At 39.7% G+C, this 20,243-nt stretch carries 12 protein-coding genes; 3 read left to right on the top strand and 9 right to left on the bottom strand.

Annotated features, from left to right (window positions below):
- Positions 1–20: 20 nt before the first annotated feature.
- Complete coding sequence (locus FS875_RS06575) at positions 21–803, bottom strand: ATP12 family chaperone protein (RefSeq protein ID WP_144754717.1); 783 nt, start codon at positions 801–803, stop codon at positions 21–23.
- A 256-nt stretch (positions 804–1,059) separates the two neighbouring features.
- On the opposite strand from FS875_RS06575, the gene FS875_RS06570 reads away from it, so the two are divergent.
- The 3 genes from FS875_RS06570 to FS875_RS06560 are packed head-to-tail and all read left to right on the top strand — an operon-like array spanning position 1,060 to position 3,493.
- Positions 1,060–1,293, top strand: a complete 234-nt coding sequence (locus FS875_RS06570; RefSeq protein ID WP_208442085.1) for a hypothetical protein — start codon at positions 1,060–1,062, stop codon at positions 1,291–1,293.
- The gene (locus FS875_RS06565) at positions 1,290–2,237 is read left to right on the top strand and encodes a DMT family transporter (RefSeq protein ID WP_144754714.1); all 948 of its coding nucleotides are present in this window, start codon (positions 1,290–1,292) and stop codon (positions 2,235–2,237) included. The genes FS875_RS06570 and FS875_RS06565 overlap by 4 nt, the downstream gene beginning before the upstream one ends.
- Positions 2,234–3,493, top strand: a complete 1,260-nt coding sequence (locus tag FS875_RS06560) for an ATP-grasp domain-containing protein (protein ID WP_144754711.1) — start codon at positions 2,234–2,236, stop codon at positions 3,491–3,493. Before FS875_RS06565 ends, FS875_RS06560 begins: the two co-directional genes overlap by 4 nt.
- Positions 3,494–4,027: 534 nt before the next feature.
- On the opposite strand, the gene FS875_RS06555 is transcribed toward FS875_RS06560, so the two are convergent.
- The 8 genes from FS875_RS06555 to FS875_RS06515 form a co-directional block, all read right to left on the bottom strand.
- Positions 4,028–6,781 carry an autotransporter outer membrane beta-barrel domain-containing protein gene (locus tag FS875_RS06555; RefSeq protein ID WP_144754709.1) on the bottom strand — a complete coding sequence of 918 codons (2,754 nt, stop codon included), beginning with the start codon at positions 6,779–6,781 and terminating at the stop codon, positions 4,028–4,030.
- A gap of 1,358 nt (positions 6,782–8,139) precedes the next feature.
- Positions 8,140–8,541 (bottom strand): hypothetical protein, encoded by a 402-nt coding sequence (locus FS875_RS06545; protein ID WP_144754706.1) that lies wholly within the window; start codon positions 8,539–8,541, stop codon positions 8,140–8,142.
- Positions 8,542–8,913: 372 nt separating this feature from the next.
- Positions 8,914–9,327 (bottom strand): hypothetical protein, encoded by a 414-nt coding sequence (locus FS875_RS06540; protein ID WP_144754703.1) that lies wholly within the window; start codon positions 9,325–9,327, stop codon positions 8,914–8,916.
- Positions 9,324–10,895 (bottom strand): hemagglutinin repeat-containing protein, encoded by a 1,572-nt coding sequence (locus FS875_RS06535; RefSeq protein WP_246067876.1) that lies wholly within the window; start codon positions 10,893–10,895, stop codon positions 9,324–9,326. The genes FS875_RS06540 and FS875_RS06535 overlap by 4 nt, the downstream gene beginning before the upstream one ends.
- An 11-nt stretch (positions 10,896–10,906) precedes the next feature.
- The gene (locus FS875_RS06530) at positions 10,907–11,356 is read right to left on the bottom strand and encodes a hypothetical protein (RefSeq protein ID WP_144754700.1); all 450 of its coding nucleotides are present in this window, start codon (positions 11,354–11,356) and stop codon (positions 10,907–10,909) included.
- A gap of 180 nt (positions 11,357–11,536) precedes the next feature.
- Entirely contained in the window at positions 11,537–11,941 is a 405-nt protein-coding gene (locus FS875_RS06525; RefSeq protein WP_144754697.1) for a hypothetical protein, read from the bottom strand.
- Positions 11,938–19,929, bottom strand: coding sequence for a hemagglutinin repeat-containing protein (locus FS875_RS06520; protein ID WP_144754693.1), 7,992 nt, complete (start codon positions 19,927–19,929; stop codon positions 11,938–11,940). The genes FS875_RS06525 and FS875_RS06520 overlap by 4 nt, the downstream gene beginning before the upstream one ends.
- A gap of 39 nt (positions 19,930–19,968) precedes the next feature.
- Positions 19,969–20,243 (bottom strand): ShlB/FhaC/HecB family hemolysin secretion/activation protein (locus FS875_RS06515; protein WP_144754690.1); only part of this gene is annotated, 275 nt, incomplete at its 5' end.

The raw sequence follows: 20,243 nt of genomic DNA, 5'->3' as shown, positions 1-20,243 counted from the left end.
TATAAATAAAAGATTTAACCTTATAAACAAGTTGTAACGATTGTAACAGCAGCATTAAATTCAATTTTTTTATGAGTACGGCGTACCATTGTCTCTTTATCCATTCCCCATTGTTCCATCATCCAATCTTCATCTAAATGAGCAATAGACCAAGCATGATCCGCATCAATTTTTCCCGCAGCAACCGCAAGAGCAATAAGAGCAGATCCCGTTAAAGTTGTCATCACATGGAGTGCAGCAAGCATATAAGGAGACTCAACGCTACGTAAATAATGGCTCACAGCTTGAAGTGCTTCTGGTGATTGTTCCACATGCATCAGCCCTTCTGTCAAATAAAAGCGTGCTCCTAGTTTTTCTTCTGCCCAATCCAATAAAGGATCCCATTGTTTACATTGCCGTTCTACCAACTCTTTAGGAGTTTGTGCACGATAAAAGATCATATCACAAGCAACAAAACGCAATAAATCTTCAAAAACGACTTGCATATCATCCGCGATACCATCAATAACAGTATTAACCAAACGCGTCATCGGCATTGTTGCTGGATCAACAACGTTCTTTTGACTCTCAAATTCCTGAGCAATGAATTCAGCAAACACTTGCGTTGGTACAAGAAAATGACGCTTTGCAGGCGTTTTAACGGGACGTTCATCTAATAAGATCGCAAATCCCCCCTCCTCACAAGCAATCTTTACTTCTCTATAAAATCGTTTAGGGTGTGGTTGGCACGAAAGATTTTGACTCTTCTGAACAGAACTATTTTTATTCAAGGGTCTATCAAAATGATTCAAAATTTCTCGCATATTGTTTTACCTCTGATATTTCAAAAAAATGATTTGTTTTCAAAGCTCTATATATATTTAAATTGATTTCTTTCTCTATCTTACAAGAAGGAAAAAGATCTTACCAATCCAAACCGATTTTAAAATATATCCTTATATTGAACAAACAAAACAATGCTCTTCTCTATATATACTAAAAACAGTTGTTAGAATAATTTTTTAAAAGAATTTATTTTTCTTATATCTTACTTTTAGAAATATTGATTCGAAACAAACATTGATTAAAACGATTCAAGATTATATTCAATTTGACTTAGAGCGTCTTGAAGAAGTAATCATATTGATGATAGCAGATATAGAAGCACTTGAAACATTAGATGATGACGCTTATTTGGCAGGGGCTAAGGATTATATCCAAAATAATCTTGGAAAGCCGCAAACCTCACAGTCACGATTTAATTTTTCAACATCACACTATGCACAGCGCGTTATTGGGGGATTAAATCGTTGAATTTCTTAAAAGGACGGTTATTCTTATTTACCTTTGCCATTCTCGCATTGTTTTCCATAAGTTGGTTATTATCTAAGAATTTGGTGAGCAATATACCTGTCATGCATGCGGTTGGACTGAGGTTGTGTGCGACTGCTGCTGCCTTATGGTTGATGACACTTTTTCGTGAGAAAGCTGTTTTCAGATCCCTTCCCTTGCTTTCCATGATACCTTCTTTTTTAATTCTATCGGTGTTAGGATTTTCGCTATATTTTATCTGCAGCTTTGGTGCATTAAAATCACTCAAAGCCAGTGATTTAACCATGGTTTTAGCCACTATTCCAGGAATTACCTATATATTGGGAACGCTGACGAATAGTCTTATATTTTCATGGTTCAAGCTTATCGGTATGATCATTGTCAGTGTAGCGGCTATAGCATTTAATATAAACAATATAGAGGGTGAATCTTACAGCCTAATAGGCATAGCTCTTGCTTTAACAGCAGCATTTTCTTACTCTGCTTATGGCTTATTGTCTAAACATTATCTTAAAAATTTACCTTTGCTCACCTCATTGGCTTGGATCACAACAATTTCTGCAGTGTCATTTATACCATTCTTCATTTTTGATCCCACCCCACTCTTCTATCTTAAGTTAGAAGATATATTGAAAATATTGATTTTAGCAACTGTTTGCTCAGCACCCGTTTACGTATTGTACCAAAAAGTTTTAGCTGAGGGAGGCGTATTATATGCCAACACTATTGGCGTATTATCTCCTTTTGCAGTAGTTACATGCGAATGGATCATCGGCTCGAGCCCTTCTCTCAACATGATCAAAATAATTGCTATGATAATGGCTGTTATAGGGATGTCACTCTTATTTATAGATGCATCAAAGGTATCTAAATGGCAACAGAAACGCCATTCCAAAAATTCCAAATTTAATGAGGAAATAAAATGAAAAAACTCGCGTTAGTTTGCCAACGTAATGCAAAACTACCCTTTATATTTGAAGCAGCACAAGCTGCTAATATCGAATTAGTCATGATCTATGATACCGCTGAAAGCGCTCCTATTCAACTCCCCACAGCAGTCACTTCAACTTGGCAACTTCCTATTTTTGATAACCCAGAAGCAGCTCTAGACGCTTTTGCAACAGGTGTAAAAGAACGCAATATTGCTGGGGTTATGACCCTTCGCGAAGAAGCCATCCTATGGACCGCTTTGGCTGCAAAAAAAATAAATACTCCCGGTATTGAACCAGAAGTAGCAGCATTAACCCGAAATAAATATCTCATGCGTCAAGCTTTTGCTAAAGCAGGGCTTAGAACACCAAGATTTCTTTATATAGATAATCCAAAAGACCTATCCCAAGTACATGACTTAGACTATCCGCTCGTCATTAAACCCATCTCTGGATGGGCAAGTACAGGCGTAATGTTAGCTAAAAATTCCACCGAACTTCCTGATCTCATTAAAGCGGTATGGAATGTTCAGCATAAAGACATGGCACGTTTTAACAATGCAAATAAACCTTTAGGTTTAGTAATAGAACAATATTTGTCAGGAAAAGAGTTTGTCGTAGAATGTTTTGTTGATACAGCAGGTGTACATGTTCTAGCAGTTGGTGACAAAGGACAACCTGAAGGACCATGGTTTGAAGAAACAATTTATCGTCAACGCTGTGATCTAGATGATCCTCTCGTTATTGCTTTATGTGAGGTTGCATGCTCTGGGGTGAAAGCTCTTGGTATAAATATGGGTGCTGCCCATGTAGAGCTACGCCTCGATGCCAATAACTTTCCTTATATCATTGAGATCGGTGCTCGTATCGGTGGATCGGGTGTCTCCCATTTTATTGTGGAGCAAGGTACAGGAATTTCATTTGCAAAACTCTGTATGAATGCCGCTTTAGCTGAACAAAACCCCGACCTTCCTGATATACTCTCAGCTAAAAAAGTGGCTGCAAATTACATTATTCCTCTTCATGGATATGGACGTTTTTCTGGATTTTTAGGTCTCGATAAGGTTGCACAACATCCTCAAACCGCCAGAACAATAATTTTCTTTGAAACTGATCATATCTCACCACCTCCACCAGCATTTGGTGGATATCCTGGTTTTATTTTCTCTGTTCATGCCTCAGATCAAGAAGCACGCGATTACCATAAATGGCTTGATGATACTTTAAGTATTATATGGAAAACCGATATTTAAACACCCTGATAGAGATATTTCTACTTACTCTTAATGTTGATATGAATCTTATCAATACAGGCAAAATCACAATGCGCTTTCCTAAAATTTTGCAAAAGCCTTCTCCTTAAAGGAGATGTTGAGTTTAATAATGATAATTGATCCACAACTTTGCATACTCCATCTTAAAAGAGATGGGTTTACACACACTCACATGCTTTTAAAATGCTTCTTATAGTCTATAAAGCGAAGTGGAAATATGAAGCTGTGCATTTTACGCATCACCCTTCTTTACTTAACAGCAAAAGCATCCAATTAAAAATCAACACTCCTTCCTATTATACTTGATATGCACTTCCTTAAACAACGGTGTTTTACAGCATAAGAGGATAACAGTGTTGCTATTTTAAAAAACTAACGACGAATACATCTCATATATTTGTAGCCCCAAAAAACACAAACAGATTTAGAGTTTCATTGATAAATTTTTTTAAAGCATTTGCCCCTCATCAACCAGATAAAAAAATTTAAATCAACGTGGTCCTTTCACATCTATTAAAAACGATAACGCAATCCACCAGAAAAACGAACGCCAGAAAAGCCTGCCTTGGTTAGCTTATGCTGATAGCTAAGATTACTATGAAGTATAACTTTAGAAGAAAATTGTGCATTAATCCCCACACCTGTTTCTAAAGAAGAACCAAAAGACCCTAACTGAAAAATATCTTTTAGATGAACAAATTGTTTTTCACCAAAATGATGGGCAAAATGAATATTGCCATTTAAAGAAATGACACGATCCTTTTCATATGCCGTAAATGTTTTACTTAAATACCCTCCAATACGCATCAACCATTGATCTGCTTTTTTCATCTCAACATCAATCCCATCAATATCACGAAACTTATCAAATTGAAGATATTGATAAACAAGCTGAATCTGCGGATCAAAAATAAGACCGTGATATCCTGTCATAAACACTTTACCAGCAGACAACGAAACGCTCAGAGGATTTGCTTTTAATGTCGCCGTCTTACCCCAAGCATGAGTAAGCACATCCCCTTTAAACAAACCATAAGATAAAAGACCATCTCCATAAAAACCCGTATTGTGTTCCACACTACCGTATACCGTAAATGTCCATTTATTAAACGGACTCTTTTGACTTTGTTCCACGTTACGAGGTTGTAAGAAAAGCTTTCCATAAGCCCCCATAATCCCAAAAGATATCGTACTATATGCCCTCTCTATTGTTTTGAGTAAAATATCTGTTTCTATAGCGTTATAATCAACATCCCCATCGTACCCATATTCAAGGAGAGACAAGTCTGAAACATAACGATAACTCCCCCCGTACCCATAAACAGATAATGAAAAATTATCTTTAACTTTTAATAACTTACGAGAAATAGACCGCGTAGCTTGCAACTGCTTTTGTTGATTACTAATATCCATCATCCCAACATGAAACAAAGCATTTTGTAACAGAAGATAGGTCGGAACTTGTGGAACAACATCTCTGATCTTTAACTTAGAATGAGGAAGATTAGATTCCCCTAAAGCAGGCTGAATATATTTACTTTCAAGGCGGAAATCCCAAAAATCTCCCTCTCCCTCAACCAATCTTTGAGAAGTTTTTGCTTGTCCAAGAGAAGAATCTGGACCATAGGCATGAAGATAATATTGGTAAGGTAAACCCTCTACTGCAATATAAGCACGATTTAACTGAAAAGAATCCTCTGCTGCTTTTCCAGAAACCTGAATAAGTGAAATACTATGAGCATTCTCACCCGTTGCTATTTCCCCCTGATTTTCGGCAATAAATTGCACATAAACTGTTGTTTTTCCGGAAACATCACCCTGTATCAAAAGCCGATCAGTCTTTTTATTATCAAGCAACCCATCACGCCTGAGATAGGTATTAAGATAAATATCCGCACGATCTTGCGCACTATAAACTTCTTTCTCTCCCTTTCCAATATGAAGTGTCTGATATTCGTGAAACACTGGCGTTTCAAAAGCAATAAAGCTATCAGAAAGTTTTACAAATGAAATAAATGAACTTGCGTGATTTGCAACGTGCGAATCTATCTCTCTTCTTCTTGTCAAAAACCATTTTGATCCTCTTGTCAAATAAAGCTCAGCAATAGAATCATCGGCAACACGAGTCCCTCCTATCAATGAAGAAGAATCAGCCAAAACCGCGACAGTCCCCCCTTTTTCAGCTGTTAATAATAAATCACCAGAAATTTTAGTGTCTTCTGTTACAGCAATATAACTCCGGCTATTATTATTATGAATAGCTGTTCCAGCAGGAACCTCAAAAACCGTTCTTTTCAAAAAAACAAGTCCCTGTTCGTATGTATTAGTCTCCCCTCCCATTTCAAAATTTATACCATGATTGTTCCCTATTGCCTTAATGCTTGAATCTTCAATATTAACCCGCGAAATTAAAATTTTTTCTCCCCAACCTCCCCCAGATTGTGTGTTAAAATCTTGTCCAACTGTTAAAACATGGGCATCCGTAGAAACAATATTTGTATTTTTTAAATAAACAGATCCTTGCTGTTTTACATTGAAAACTGTACGCTCAATTTTTCTATTTGTATTTTCTCTATCTTTTATTTTTTGATGTTTTGAAGTAATGATAACATTATCTAAAGTTGCACGTCCCCCTTTTTCCACATAAAGCGCAGCGGCATCATTCACATCAATAAATCCACCTTTCATCTGAATATCTGCATCAGCACTAATGAAAAGAGCACTCTCTTGATCAGTACTCTGACCTTCCACTTTAATTTTTGTATCCGTTAACCTAACAGATGTTCCTACTTTCTCTGCATAAGCAGCGATCTGAGAAGATTCAATCGTTCCACGATTAACCTCAATTATTCCATGATCAGCTTTAAGACCTACTGACACATTTTTAAAAGCTGAATCACTCAAAACAATTTTTCCCCCTCGTGATACAACAGCTCCATAAATATCTTCTACATCTGCAGTACCTTCAACCTTTATACGCATTGCCTGAATAACTGTATTTGGTTCCTTTGCTCCTATAGCAGCAGGCAAAGTGAAAGAGCTTCCTTCCCCATTTTTGGGTTTAACAGGTGCCGTGAACTTATATACTTTATCACTAATTGTATACTTTTCACCATCACTGCATTCATAAGGTAATTTGTTTTCGTTACATGACAGTGATACAAATGAGCGAGAATGTGCCTCAATATTTATGTTTAACAAAAAAGAAAAAATGACTGTCGTAAAAACATACGAACACAAGCGATTATGAGATACTTTGATTATCATTGCTTTTCAAAACTTTCTTTTTTCAATAAAAACAAAAAATGTTGGCAAAAAATAAACTGTAAAAATTAAACACAATAATAATAAAATAAATAAAGTTATTTTATTATTATTGTGATATAAAACATCATTCAATAGTATGTTTTGTGTTTTATGTAAAGAAAGAACAAAAAATTTAAAAATATCATTGAAGATGACAATCTTTTTAAAGATCCATACCACAAATGCTGAGAGCTAAAACACAAAGCACCAAAAAATTGATCTCAAAAAAACGCAAAGAAATATGAATTTTAAAGAGATATAATATTCAATTTATTTCATTTTCTAAAAATAAAAATATCACACAATGAGATACAATAAAATTTATAACCCATCATTTCTTCAACCACAAAAAAAATTCAAGAAAATTTTCACTGAAATGTAAGCGAATGTAGACAATTTCTACATTAAAGTTGCCAAATATCTAGCAAAAAAATTAAATTAACAAACAAAACTTCTCTTAATGCCGTATTATCAATGGGTTGAATGAATCAATGTAATACTTTAAAAATATGATTCAAAAAAGATCATAAAATAAAAAGCTATTTTCATCAAAATCTATTCTATGAAAGAAATCTACTCATTATCGTTAAAGCAGCTATGTTAGCAAAGCCATTTTTTACCACTTTTCATATCAAATAAATTTCTAAATATTCCACAATATTATCAGATGATAATAACACTATCGCTAATCTCAGAGCGGATAAATATTGCACTTTTTCAGAGCTTTTTTTATTTTCTAGCGTTTTTTATCATTCTCAAGTCGTAAATATCAAATCTCGCTCTTGTTTAGTCGAGTTGGTTATAGCAAAACTATCATTGTCCATAACCTGCTGAGACCCTGCTATCATTAAATTGACTAAAAATGAATCACTTCGCGGCGCTGATGAAAAATAGATCCTTTTGAATCTTGCAATTTGTAGCGATAACCTGCCTTAGTCATGCATTCATAAATTGCTGTAAACTTACTTGCATGCAAATCCATATTTTTATTAGAAGAAGTGTACCAGCCACACTTTGACAATACCTGCTAGACCACAGACTTATTAACACTCGGCTTTTCCATAATGCAAAAGTCGATGAGAAAGGTTTACTGATACATCCAGCAGAATCTTATAAAACTATAGCACTAATAATTTCAATATTTTTTTCATTTTTCCCCTCTTTTAATAATTACAATAAAAAGGCTGATAAGTCTGTTAATATTTTTTCTCATACGTAAGACAACTCTAAAGAGCATATAGACCATGCATCGAAAAAAGAGCCTCGTCCCCTCTGCGAGAATAAGAAATATGAGAATTATTGATTAGAACAGTTTCAACTTAAGGCTGACATTCGGGTTGTTCTTTGTTCTCTTCACAATGAGGACTATTTAAACGCCTCTCTACACTTCGGTGAGGAATAACAGCATTAGGCTGACAAATGGGCAGATTTTCATATTTCTCACACCACTTCACCCTTCCCAATTTATCTTGAAAACCTGCTTGTATCATGCATGCATTCACAGACTCCTCTGCATTGAATTTCTCATTGGTACTTACTTCTGTATCAAGACGACCATCCAGATGCTGCATTCCGCACTCCAACAGAGCTTTCTTAATCTCAAGTTGATCTGCACCAGACTTTTCCCATGTATCTACGGCCGTTCGAGAAGGCTGTTCTGGGTAACACCCAGCCATAACAAATAAGGCTATCCCGCTTAATAATTTTAAAATTTGCTTCATTTTCCTATCCTTGAATAACTTTGATATTACGAAACAATCTATAAATTATTTTACATGCTGTTTTTTCATTTTAAAAACAACGATGTACATTATCAATTTTTATTATCGTTTATTTTTTCCAATGATCATGCCATCTAATATTATATCAAAAATACAGCAAAATTACTACTAAAATCATATTCTAACAACGTTATGATTAATAATTATTCTCAATATTTTGATTATAATTGAAATAGATATTTTTATAAATGTTTCCCTACGTTTGTAGACCCCATAGATAAATAGCATTAAAGTGATTAGTTTAGGAAACACCCCCGCACTGGCATGGGAACACATGGCTGTGGGGATTGAACTTTCCATCAACAGCAAGATTTAAAGATAGCATTCATATTGTTCTGGATGTTTTTTACAAAACGGGCTGTTTAAGCGCTTTTTGACACTTCTATGGGGTATGACAGCACCTGGACGACAAATAGGGAGATTTTCTTCTTTAAAAGTATAACATGGCCCTCCCGCTCTTGCTACCTGTTCATCTTTATAGCGAAATCCTGATTGAATCATGCAAGCATAAATTGTCGCTTTTGCATTAATGCTTACCTTTCTGTTTTCTGAATCCTCATCATAAGGGGTTGGCATACCACATTCTAACAAGGCTTTTCCTACTTCAGTAAAATCTGCTCCTGGTTTCTCCCACATGTATATATACCCTGGAGAAGGCTTAAAAAAATTACATCCTGCTATCATAAACAAAACAAGCACACTCAATAATTTTAAGATGTATTTCATTTCTTGCCCCCTGATTTAATTGAATTAATTTGTATACGATGAGATGAGTCATAGCGCCATCTACACACATCACTTGCATGACCATAACACGCATGGACAGTAGGGTAAGTCTTAAATATTCTCCATGCCTCGTTCCAGGGACTACTGCCAGCAGGTATTTTGTCAAAAGTAGCAGGATTTCCACCAAACTTTATACCAACAAAGTCATATGCATGGTTTTCCAAGCCGACAGAGGTTTGCTTGCCATCACTTAAATAATCGAGCGTATTTGCCATCGATTGAGCGTTGTAAGCTGGACCAAAAAGATTGATACTCGTGTTGCCTGCTATGTTGTGAATACCACGCTTTTCAAAATCATGCATTCCGTTACCTACTGTCATACTACCACGGCTGTGCCCATCAATATGTAATCCTGTATTGCCATAAAGAGACATTGTATTCTGGAACTTCTTAGTCGAATTGGTCAATCCAAAGAAAAATGTACCTTCAAAAAACTTCTGAAAAACCGCTATACCTGCCTCTACCAGCATATCTTTAGATTGTGGGAAATATGTAAAATAAAGGTGACCATTGTTATGAACAGCCATTTGCACAGCATTACCCGCGGCATCATCGGGGGAATTAAAAATGCCATTGTAGAACATATGAACCTTGCCATCAGAGCCTTTTTGTAAATGCTCTTCTTCCTCTGGTTTTAAAAAGCGATACAGAGTAATATTTTTTCCATCTTTGCCTTTTATAGGTTTTCCATTGTCATCAGTTAAATAGAGGACATTGCCATTTTCATCATGCGCAACCTCACCTACTGGATGGACAACATAAAATGCCATTTTACGCACTTTATCCCAATAACCTAATCCTTCATCGGATAAATCATTGATCATATCTAAGCGATTATGCACCGCTCCCTCAAGGGATGTGGCGTCTATTGGTGCAACAGCCTGATGGGCTGTTGCAGTATTGCGGTTGAGAGAGCCAATGATTTGTTCAGCATCTTGCCCCATGGACCTTTGGCCAGTTGTATTGGTTAGAATGATGGTACCCTCACTGATAGCGGATTTGGTTTCTCCTTCTGCGCCATCCTTGGCTTTGCCATGGTTTAAAACATTCTTGGTAATATTTTTTATCGTATCATTTCCAGAAAGGCTAAAACCATGGCTGCTGGCTGTCGCATGGGCGCTGTTGGTGATATCACTCGTCGTGATGCTTCCGGTGGTCAGACTATTTTTATCTGCTGAGGCACTGCTGGCAATAATGCCGCCGGTCAAGTTTGTTGTCCCCGTGACTGTAATATCAAAACCGCCCGCCCCTGCTTTAATGCCTGATTGCTCCACAACACTGTGATAATCACTAGAGGATTTATCGTTTTGGAAAGAGGCGCTCATGGAACCTCCTCCCCCCGTTGCTCCAGCACCAAAGCCAACAGAAACAGAATTTTGCTTGCTGGAAGTTTGTCCCGTATCGCTCTGGCTGGTAATGGTCAAGTTGCCCCCTACGTCTCCCCTGACCTTATTTCCAGAAACCACGGTGCCTGCCAGTGTGCTATCTGCGTAGATAAAGGAAGACACTGCTTTGCCCCCTACTTCATTCGTGCTTTTGTCTTTTGCTGATGTTTTCTTTCATTCTCAAAATGCGTTAGTAAAGCGCGTTCCTTTTTCGTTTTGTTGGTCATACCAAAGGTGTCATTATCCATAAATTGCTCATATCCAGCTACCATCAAATTAACTAAAAGCGAGTCACTTTTCACAGGGGGAACAAAATAGATCCCTTTTGAATCTTGCATTTTGTACCGGAAACCGGCTTTTTTCATGCACTCATAAACTGAGGCAAATTCACTTGCATACGTATCCATATTGTCAGAAGAAGCATAGATCGGTTTCCAACCACATTTTGATAGAGCTTGTTGGGTTATAGCTTTATCGACACCTGGTTTTTCCCATAAGGCTAAAGTTGATGGAGGAGGTTGGTTAACACATCCAGATGTACTTAACAGAGCTATACAGCTCAATAGTTTTAAAGTTTTTTTCATTTTTCCCCTCTTTCAATGGATTTAATGACTATAAGAAGGCTCTAAAGCCTGTTGATTATTTTTGTCTCCGTTTTTCAAGACAGTTCTGAACAATGTTGAGATGGTGAATGAAAGGAACAATCCCGCACTGCCATGGGAATACATGGAGGTAGGGATTGTACTTTCAATCAACAGCAACACTTAAGGTTGGCATTTACGACTATTTTTATATTTTTTACAAAACGGGCTATTTAAGCGCCTCTTGACACTTCTCTGTGGGATCACAGCGCCTGGACGACAAATCGGCAAGTTTTCGGCTTTATGATTTTCACACCATGTCCCCCCCCCCACTTTATCACGAAAACCAGCTTGAACCATGCAAGCATAAACTGTTGCTTTTTCATTATAGCTTAACTTTTGATTTTCTGGATCAATATCATAAGGAGTTGGTTTTCCGCATTCTAAAAATGCTTTTGCTACTTCAGTAAAATCTGCTCCTGGCTTTTCCCACGCATCCAAAGATGATGTAGAAGGTGTACCTAAATAACATCCAGCCATACTCAATAGCCATATACTACCACTCAATAATTTTAGAGTTTGTTTCATTTTTTACTCCTTGATTTACTTAAAGGAAATTGTTTTAGATGAGATGTGCCATAAAGCTTGTGGCACATATCATCCACACTCCCCAAACAAGTATGAACGTTGCGAGGATCTGAGAACATTTTCCATGCTTCTTTCCAAGCGTTGCTGCCCGCAGGTGCTGTCTCATACGTATAGCCATTGCCACCAATCCATCGGCTTACAAAGTCATATTTATGCCCATCAAAACCAATAGTGGTTTGTTTACCATCACTCAAATATCTTAACAGATTGGCTGCAGCCAAAACATTCGCCGCGGGGCCATGAAAACTGATCGTCGTATTATTGGCTATCCCATGCACGCCTTCTTGCTTTAAAGAATTCATCATATTCAAGTTTGTCAAACTGCCACGACTATGGGCATCAAAATGCAATCCTGTGTTCCCATAGCGAAACATCAGATCTTTTGCTTCTTGTGTGGAATTGGTCAGACCCCAAAAGTTATTTTCTAAAAACTTCTGGTAGCCTGCAACCAGAAGTTCTGAGATGGCAGAATCTGCCTCTGGGAACACAACAAAATAAAGCGGTGCATTTTTATCCTTGGCATGTTGCTCTGCATAAACAGCAGCTTCCTCTGGTGGTGTAAAAATGCCATTGAGGGACACATGGACCTTGCCATCAGCCCCTTCTTGCAAATGCTGCTTTTCTTCTTCCGTTAAATAATGAAACTTAGGGATTTTTTGTCCACGAGCGTCTTCTATAGGCTCCCCATTTTCATCTGTTTTATAAATTATATTGCCCTGTTCATCACGGTCAACCACAGCGAGAGGATGTTCTTTAAGAAACATGGTTTTATAGGACTCATCGCTGTATTTAAATCCTTCTTCCAGCAATTGGGTGGCCATCTCACGGTTTTCATGGACGATTTGTTCCAGCTTGCCTACATCGATGGGTGAGATACCCTTATGGGCGTTAGCAGTATCACGATTAAGGGAAGCAATGGCTTGGTCCCCATTTTGCCCTGTCAGTGCCATTTGCCTGTCTTCATTGGTTATCACAATGGTACCATTGCTGATGGCGGATTTGGTGTAACCTTCCTCTTCATCATGAGCTTTAGAATGATCTAAGACATTTTTAACAGTGTTTTTTGCAACGCCATATTTGCCTTGATCCATCGGACCACCCGCTGAAATGCTTAAACCTTGGCTACTGGCTGTCGCTTCAGAACTGTTGGTAATATCACTCGTCGTAATGGTTCCGGTGGTCAATTTGTTTTTGTCTGCTGGTGCAGTGCTGTCAATAATGCCCCCGGTCAGCGTTGTTTTGTCTTTAACATTGATCTCAAAGCCGCCTGTCCCTGCTTTGATGCCTGATTGTTCCACAACATTGTGATAATCACTAGAGGTTTTATCCTTGTTAAAGGCAATATTGGTTGAGCCTCCATCCTGTTTTCCACCATTATAACCAATAGAAAAAGAGTTTTGCTTGCTAGAGCTTTTTCCCGTATCGCTCTGGCTGGTAATGGTGAGATCACCATCAACACCCATCTCTACACGGTTTCCAGAAACTACGGCGCCATTCAATGTAGTATCCCCTCCACTGCTGGTATGAACTGTTCCGGTACCCACAACATGGCTGTTCTTGTGCTGTACTCCCTCACTCGAGCCCTTGCCTTTCCCAAAAGAGGCATTCCCCATCCATCCAGAACCACCCGAACCATAGGTGTAGCCAACATTCATAGAAGTACTTTCACTGTTGTTTTGTGTGCTTTGCGTATTTTGTGCACTTTCAAAGATGATATTTTGCCCTACTGTCATATTAACATTTCCGCTCTGTTCATCATTGATCAGAGGGTTTGTGCCAGCGATAATATCCACTCCAATACCATGGAGGTTTCCTTTGTGAGCATTCATGTTGATAGAATGCCCCCCTTGTATGGTCGTCGTCACCGCATTGGTGCCTTGAGAAGAGGCTTCTATCTTTTCGGTCTTAAACCCTGCTGTAATGCTGGCTGAGACATCAAGAGCATTACGAATGTCTTTTTGGGTTGCTCCACCTTTTATCCCACTGTAAAGACCTTTTCCTTTGTTATAGAGATCATAGCCTTTTAAGCCAACAATTAAACCATTACCGATTTTGTGTTTTGTATCCCCATGACCAAAACGTTTTGCCGCATCCTTTACGTCTTTTACAGTACCAAGCAACCCAATATTGACAGAACCTGTCACACCAGCAAAAAACTTTTCATGTTTTTCCTTCGCGTTAGAGGTATCATAGCTTTCCGATAGTGTGATATTGTTGCTTGCATCGATATTGACATCACGGTCTGCTGAAACATTTGCCGCTTGAAAATTCGCATCATTGCCGGCATTAAAATTCGCATCATTGCCCGCATGGAAATTCGATGCTGTATTAGTCTTTTCCCATTGATCGCCTTTGTCCTTGGCGCCTCCAACTCCAATCCCTACAGAAACACCACTACGGTTTTTATCAAACTGAATGCCAAAGCCTGTGCGTTCTTCCTTTGAGTTTACGCTATGACTATTGTGACCTGGCAAAACATTGATATCATGGGCTGCCGAAACATTAATTTTTTCCTCTGCATTAAAGTCAGAGCCGACCACGTTCACATCTTCTTTTGTAGCGGTGATGGTGATATTTTTCCCATTGAACGAAGAGCCTTGATGTTCAAAGCTTTCTTCATTCTCTGTCTTTCCCTCACTCCCGTAGATTGAGACAAAGCCCTTGCCTGAGCCCACACCAAAACCCGTTTCATGGGTTTCTGAATGGCTCTTATGATGGTCTGTCATGCCATTAATCGTTACATTTTCTGCTGTAACATTGATATTTTCATTGGCAATCATATGAGAAGCGGTAATCGTGGCATCTTTTTTTGCTTGCAAATCAATATTGCCCGTCGCCCCAAGAATGGAGGAAACCGTTGTGCTATGGGATTCAGCATTATCGGAAGATTTATCATGCAAAAAGCCACTTTCTGAGGATTGTGCTTGCTGATCATATTTCTCTTGCTCCCCTGTGATGAGAATATGTCCCCCAGAGTGAATAGAAATATCCGCTTGTTTCTGATCAGATGTTTCCCCTATCTTGCCGGCTGTAAGCGTCGAGGCGACAATTTCCGTGTTGTTTCCTGAGTTAATGGCAACCCCTTCTCCCCCCGATATAAGTGAACCGGAAACTTCTGTCGCATCAATCTTGTTATGCACGGATTTGCTGCTGCTGAACGCCCCACCCTCTTTATTGTAGGACATCTCATAATTGAAACTATTTTCCGCATTGTTGATGAGAACATCGTTACTCGCTTTCAGCCCCACCTTGCCATCAGCCGTAATGGAACTGCCCGTAATGGTGAGATCATGCGCTTTGCCATCTTGCCCGGCAATAGCCGTAATATCGCCCCCTGCATTGATCGAAGAGCCAACGGCAACAGAGGCTTGCATATCCACTTTCGTATTTTTATTCTGAAGATGATACTCCATCTCATCGGATTTGGTCTCTATTGTGATGTCCCCTTGAGCACCAAGAGCAACATTGCCCTTTGCCTCTATATCGGAGGCAGAAACATGGATATCTTTTCCAGCTATGACCGTGGTATCTTTGCCAGAACTCAAACGAGAGCCATTGTGTACGACAACATGGGAACTTTGATCCCCGTGATTATTATTGGCACTGTTGCGTGTGGCATCAATCGACACATTGTTTTTTGCTTGTAAGAAAAGATTATCCTTTGCTTGGACTTCAGAACCTAAAATATTTAGATCTTTTCCAGAAAGAAGTATTGTGGAGCCCCCAGAATGAACTTCTGATTGTTGATGCATTGTCGCATCACCCTGCGCATCATGATGCTCAGTTTTGGCAGCACCGATTGTCAAATTGCCCTGCTCTGTGGCCATAGCAAGATCACCCCCTGTGGTGATCTTTACTCCTGAAGCTGTGATATCTTGCTTAGCAAAAACTGTCGCATTGCCCCCAGCAGACAAGGCATTGGTGTTTAACATAGTCTCCACACCGTCAACCCTTGTGCGCCCTTCCTCCAAACGAATATTGTTCTGAGCAAGCAAAACAGCATCATTTCCGGCTACAAAATGCCCCCCTTTACCCAAAATATCATCACTGTGCACAAATAAGTTATGGGTAGCACTTATCCGCCCTGAATTCACCACATCTTTGCTGGTGATATTGACATCATCACCCATCATCAAAGCCCCAGCAGAAACAAAGGAAGCTCTGTCTTTTTCAGGGATGTACAGCACCGGTGTATAAACCTCCATGCCCTTGACTTGTTGACGGACATAAATCACCATCGGGGCTTCTAGGCTTGCCAATTGTTCTTCACTTAAAGGCTCACCAAAGGGGAGATTGTGGGCTTTGGCATAATCTGCCCCACTATCCAGTAAGGTTTTAACTTGTTCAATCGAATCTTTTCCTGGAATAAACGAGCCTTTACCCAAACCTTGCCCCACAAGATCACGCATTTGTTTTTCAATCAGTTGCTTTTCAAAATAAGCATCCCCTAAGAAAAAAATCTCCCGATCTGGCTGATAACCAATTCTATTTAAAAAATAAGCTGAACCATAAAACTTACCAACATCAAGGAAATCTGCTCTGGTTTCATAAATGAAATTCTGTTGAGGCAAAGTGCCCCCAACACCCCCCGATTGGGGCTTTGGCAAAGGAAGCCCCTCAGAAAGATCCCCCGTCCCATTGATGTCCACTTTGGGTGTAAACAAAGCACCAGCCCCGGTTAAACCGTTCAGCGCCTCCAGTGGATTACCTCCAACTGCTTTGGCTTCAAAATGTGCATCCCCCGTAATGGACCCTTCTGCTGCCGTGTTGTTAAGTTGATCAACCACCAGATTCAACGTACCTCCTGCCTGAACAAGACCAGAAACCGTATCAAGAACTTCTGAGCCAGTTTGGCGATTACCGTTATTGGCTATATCAAGACTAATATTACGGCTGCCATCGGCGTTATAAGCATAACAATAAGCATCGGTATTGGCATGACAATGCATAAAGGTATTTTTATAAGCGGTCATCCCTACATTGGTCAGCGTCTTAGCTTGGATATCCGCATTGCCCCCTGCTTCTATAATGCTATAGTTATTCTCAATATCATCAGCATTAATAATAAGATTGCCGTGGGATTGAATCATCCCTTGAGCCGCCGGTTTATGCGAAAAACTCTGCGTCACAGTCTCCTCACTCATGTGTGACTGATCATTCCAATTATACTCTTTTATGGTTTTTCTTGTATCATTATATTCCCAAGTAAACGCTTTATAAACTGTTCCATCTTGCAAAGTTGCTGTACCATAGGTTCCTTCTTGGCTAGCCCATAGCTGCTGTTCAAATATAAAGTTCTTTTTACCAACAAGCGGCCACTTAGAATGCTTTCCTTTGCCCCATTGATTCAATCTCATATCGTAATATAAAGGTCTGCCATCGAGCAAATTATAGTTGTCTGGTTTTTGGAATGAAATGATCCTATATTCCTTTTTTTCCTCAATTTCAGGCGCACTATCGGCTTCGTTTTTCAACGTTTTGGTTTGGATCAATAAGTTTCCACCGGCTTGAATAAGCCCTGCCATATTGACAAGAGAAAGGCTTTTTCCTGTGCCCTCTGCATTGGTAAAAAACAAATCACCCTCTGCCATAATGGCGCCAAAATCATTCAACAAAGCCCCATCAACTTTTAAAGCTCCATTCCCACCAGTATAGATTAAACCCGTTTTGTTGTTGGTCACATTCCCTGTCACGCTAAAGACTAAATTCTGACCTGCTGCCAATTGACCGCTATTTTGCAGCTCCCCTGTTTTGATGGTGAATTCTCGTGCCGCTAAAACCGATGTTGCCTCATCAACCATAACGCCTGGCGCAACAAAAAGAATATCGCCCGTTCCCCCCTCATCTGTTACTGCTTGTAGCCGTGCATGGTGAATATCAAGGGCATGGGTGCTGTTAAAATCTAATCCACCATAGGTCAATTGGCTCCCCGAAACATCAATATGATCCGCAATTAAATACAGCGTTTGAGGCGTATAAATATGAGAACGATTATTGCTTAAATCCAGTGTCGGTGCTGTCAACCTCACATCCCCCAGAACAGACAGCACATTCTCAACACTGATCCCACCTGACAGGGATGTTAATGTGGCTGCGCCGTACCCTATGATCTGATCATAATAAATATCGTTGCCAGCAAAAAATTCAATATTTTCACCACTGATAATATGTCCAACCTTTACCCCCCTTTGTGCCGTGATAGAAAGGGAACCTTTATCATAAAAAACAAGATCACCGGAAGGATTCCAAGGACTTACCTGAGAACTCACAAAATCAACACCTGTCATCAAAGTGCCAGCATCCAAACTCCCAACCGTTAAAGTTGCATCCCCACCTGTCATCAGTGAAGAAAAATCAACTGCCCCACCACGAATATCAGCTGTTCCATAAGCAATTAGTTGTCCAAAATGAACCCCAGCATTGGGTTGTGTATGAAGAACCACATCGTGATTTGACCGAAGAGATTGCGAAACAAATATCCCCTTATGAGAGCCTAAAGTAATATCCCCTGCACCATAAATGTTTTCTGCTGCAATACCCCCACTTATACTTTGGAGATCAACGCCCCCTTGGTCACCCAAAACAAGGATACCAGCAGCTTGGGTCGCTGCCATATCAACCCCACCAGCTAAAAAGTGCGCCCTGATATCCCCACCAGCATGCGCCTTTAAATTGCCCCCTGCCAAAACAGTGCCACTAATGTTCAGATCACCACCCGTCTCAAACGCCATATCAGCCCCTGCCCCTAGTCCTGAAACTTTGATGGCATGGCGTGACGACAACTTCATATTGCCCCCAGAGGTCACTTGTCCTTCAATGGTTAAAAACCCTTCCCCCGCTTCTGCTGTAAAATGCCCCTCAGCCCCGACAGTTTCTAACGTCACATCTTTTTTCGCGGCAATATCAATATTCTTTTTGGAGCTGATGTTCTTTGCCAACACACTCTGGCTTTTTGATTTAAGGACAACACCCCTGTGACCAAAGACATTCTGTAATGAGATTTTTCCATCAGCCGAAAGATGTAACTGCCCCGCATTGGCCGCCATATCATGACGCATGCGAACCCCAACACCTTTTTCGGTTGCCACAAGTTTAATCTGATCCGCCTGGAGTGCCCCCAAAGCAGACCCATCTATGGCATATTCTGGTTTACCAGTAATATCGGTTAGCTCCTTCATCTGGCGAGAAGCATAATCATAACTCCCCGTTCCAGCAAAAAAACCAATATCCTTTCCCGCAACAGGACCTTCTAAATGCACCGTACGAGAAACAATATCAACGATATCAACAGCCCCTCGGCCAGAGAAAAAATTTGCTCCTTTTGCGCCAAAAGTAATATCTCCACCCCTCACCACAAAACCCTTTAGAAAACCAGAAGCATCAATTTCTGGAACGCCTGTGGTTAATGCCGCATGGGGTGTATTAATAAAACCACAACCATCACAAGTTATTCCATTGGGATTGGCTATAATCACATCTGCAGGGCGCCCAAAAACCTCTCCTGGACCATTCAAAGCACTGTGGTTGCTGCTGGTAACTTCATTTAAAATAACCTTCGCTGAACCCGTCACACGCAAATGAGGATTGCCCGGCATAATGCCCCCCAATTGCGATTGCCCTACTTCACTCGCGTGATTGTTCCAAATAACACCAGAATGACCAATATTAAAATCGTAATATTTATTGTGCGATAAACCACTGCTGTTAGGGGTGACAATATCAATGGAAGGAACCCCATTGGGCGCCGCTACTATATCTGGACGATGAGCAGCATTGGCGTGAGGATCAATAGCAATCTGCGCCTGTAAAGCTGAAGGCGCTAACAAACAAGAAAAACCAAGTCCCCCAAATAAAACCTTTTTGAGCATCGTACTAGAAACTAAAGCACCAAATAAAGCCGCTCTTTTCTCTCTCTTCTCATATCTCATGCTTCTACTCCCCATCTCTATCTTTAAAGATCCATTGTTTTAAAGATCCATTGTTAATGTCATTAAAAACGTGTCTGACTTTTTGTGCTTAACCGTGCTCCAGAAAATACTGGAATAACGCGCATCAAGAGAAGCCATCCCCCCCGAAAGCTTGACACCCGCGCTCCAACCGGCAAGCTGCTCATTGGTAAAACCATACAAAGGTTGTGCAAAAACACGACCATAGTCCAAACCAACATAGGGGCGAAGTTCTCCAAAAACCTTTTTGAGCGTCGCGTTGTTGCGCCATGGAATGGTACGCAGCATCAAATCAT

The sequence above is a fragment of the Bartonella saheliensis genome (assembly GCF_902162175.1).
This window is presented reverse-complemented; position numbering and strand designations above follow the sequence as displayed.

Coding starts and splice junctions, on each gene's coding strand:
- FS875_RS06555 (WP_144754709.1), bottom strand. CDS start 6,781: ATGATAATCAAAGTATCTCATAATCGCTTGTGTTCGTATGTTTTTACG.
- FS875_RS06520 (WP_144754693.1), bottom strand. CDS start 19,929: ATGAGATATGAGAAGAGAGAGAAAAGAGCGGCTTTATTTGGTGCTTTA.
- FS875_RS06560 (WP_144754711.1), top strand. CDS start 2,234: ATGAAAAAACTCGCGTTAGTTTGCCAACGTAATGCAAAACTACCCTTT.
- FS875_RS06545 (WP_144754706.1), bottom strand. CDS start 8,541: ATGAAGCAAATTTTAAAATTATTAAGCGGGATAGCCTTATTTGTTATG.
- FS875_RS06530 (WP_144754700.1), bottom strand. CDS start 11,356: ATGAAAAAAACTTTAAAACTATTGAGCTGTATAGCTCTGTTAAGTACA.
- FS875_RS06525 (WP_144754697.1), bottom strand. CDS start 11,941: ATGAAACAAACTCTAAAATTATTGAGTGGTAGTATATGGCTATTGAGT.
- FS875_RS06575 (WP_144754717.1), bottom strand. CDS start 803: ATGCGAGAAATTTTGAATCATTTTGATAGACCCTTGAATAAAAATAGT.
- FS875_RS06540 (WP_144754703.1), bottom strand. CDS start 9,327: ATGAAATACATCTTAAAATTATTGAGTGTGCTTGTTTTGTTTATGATA.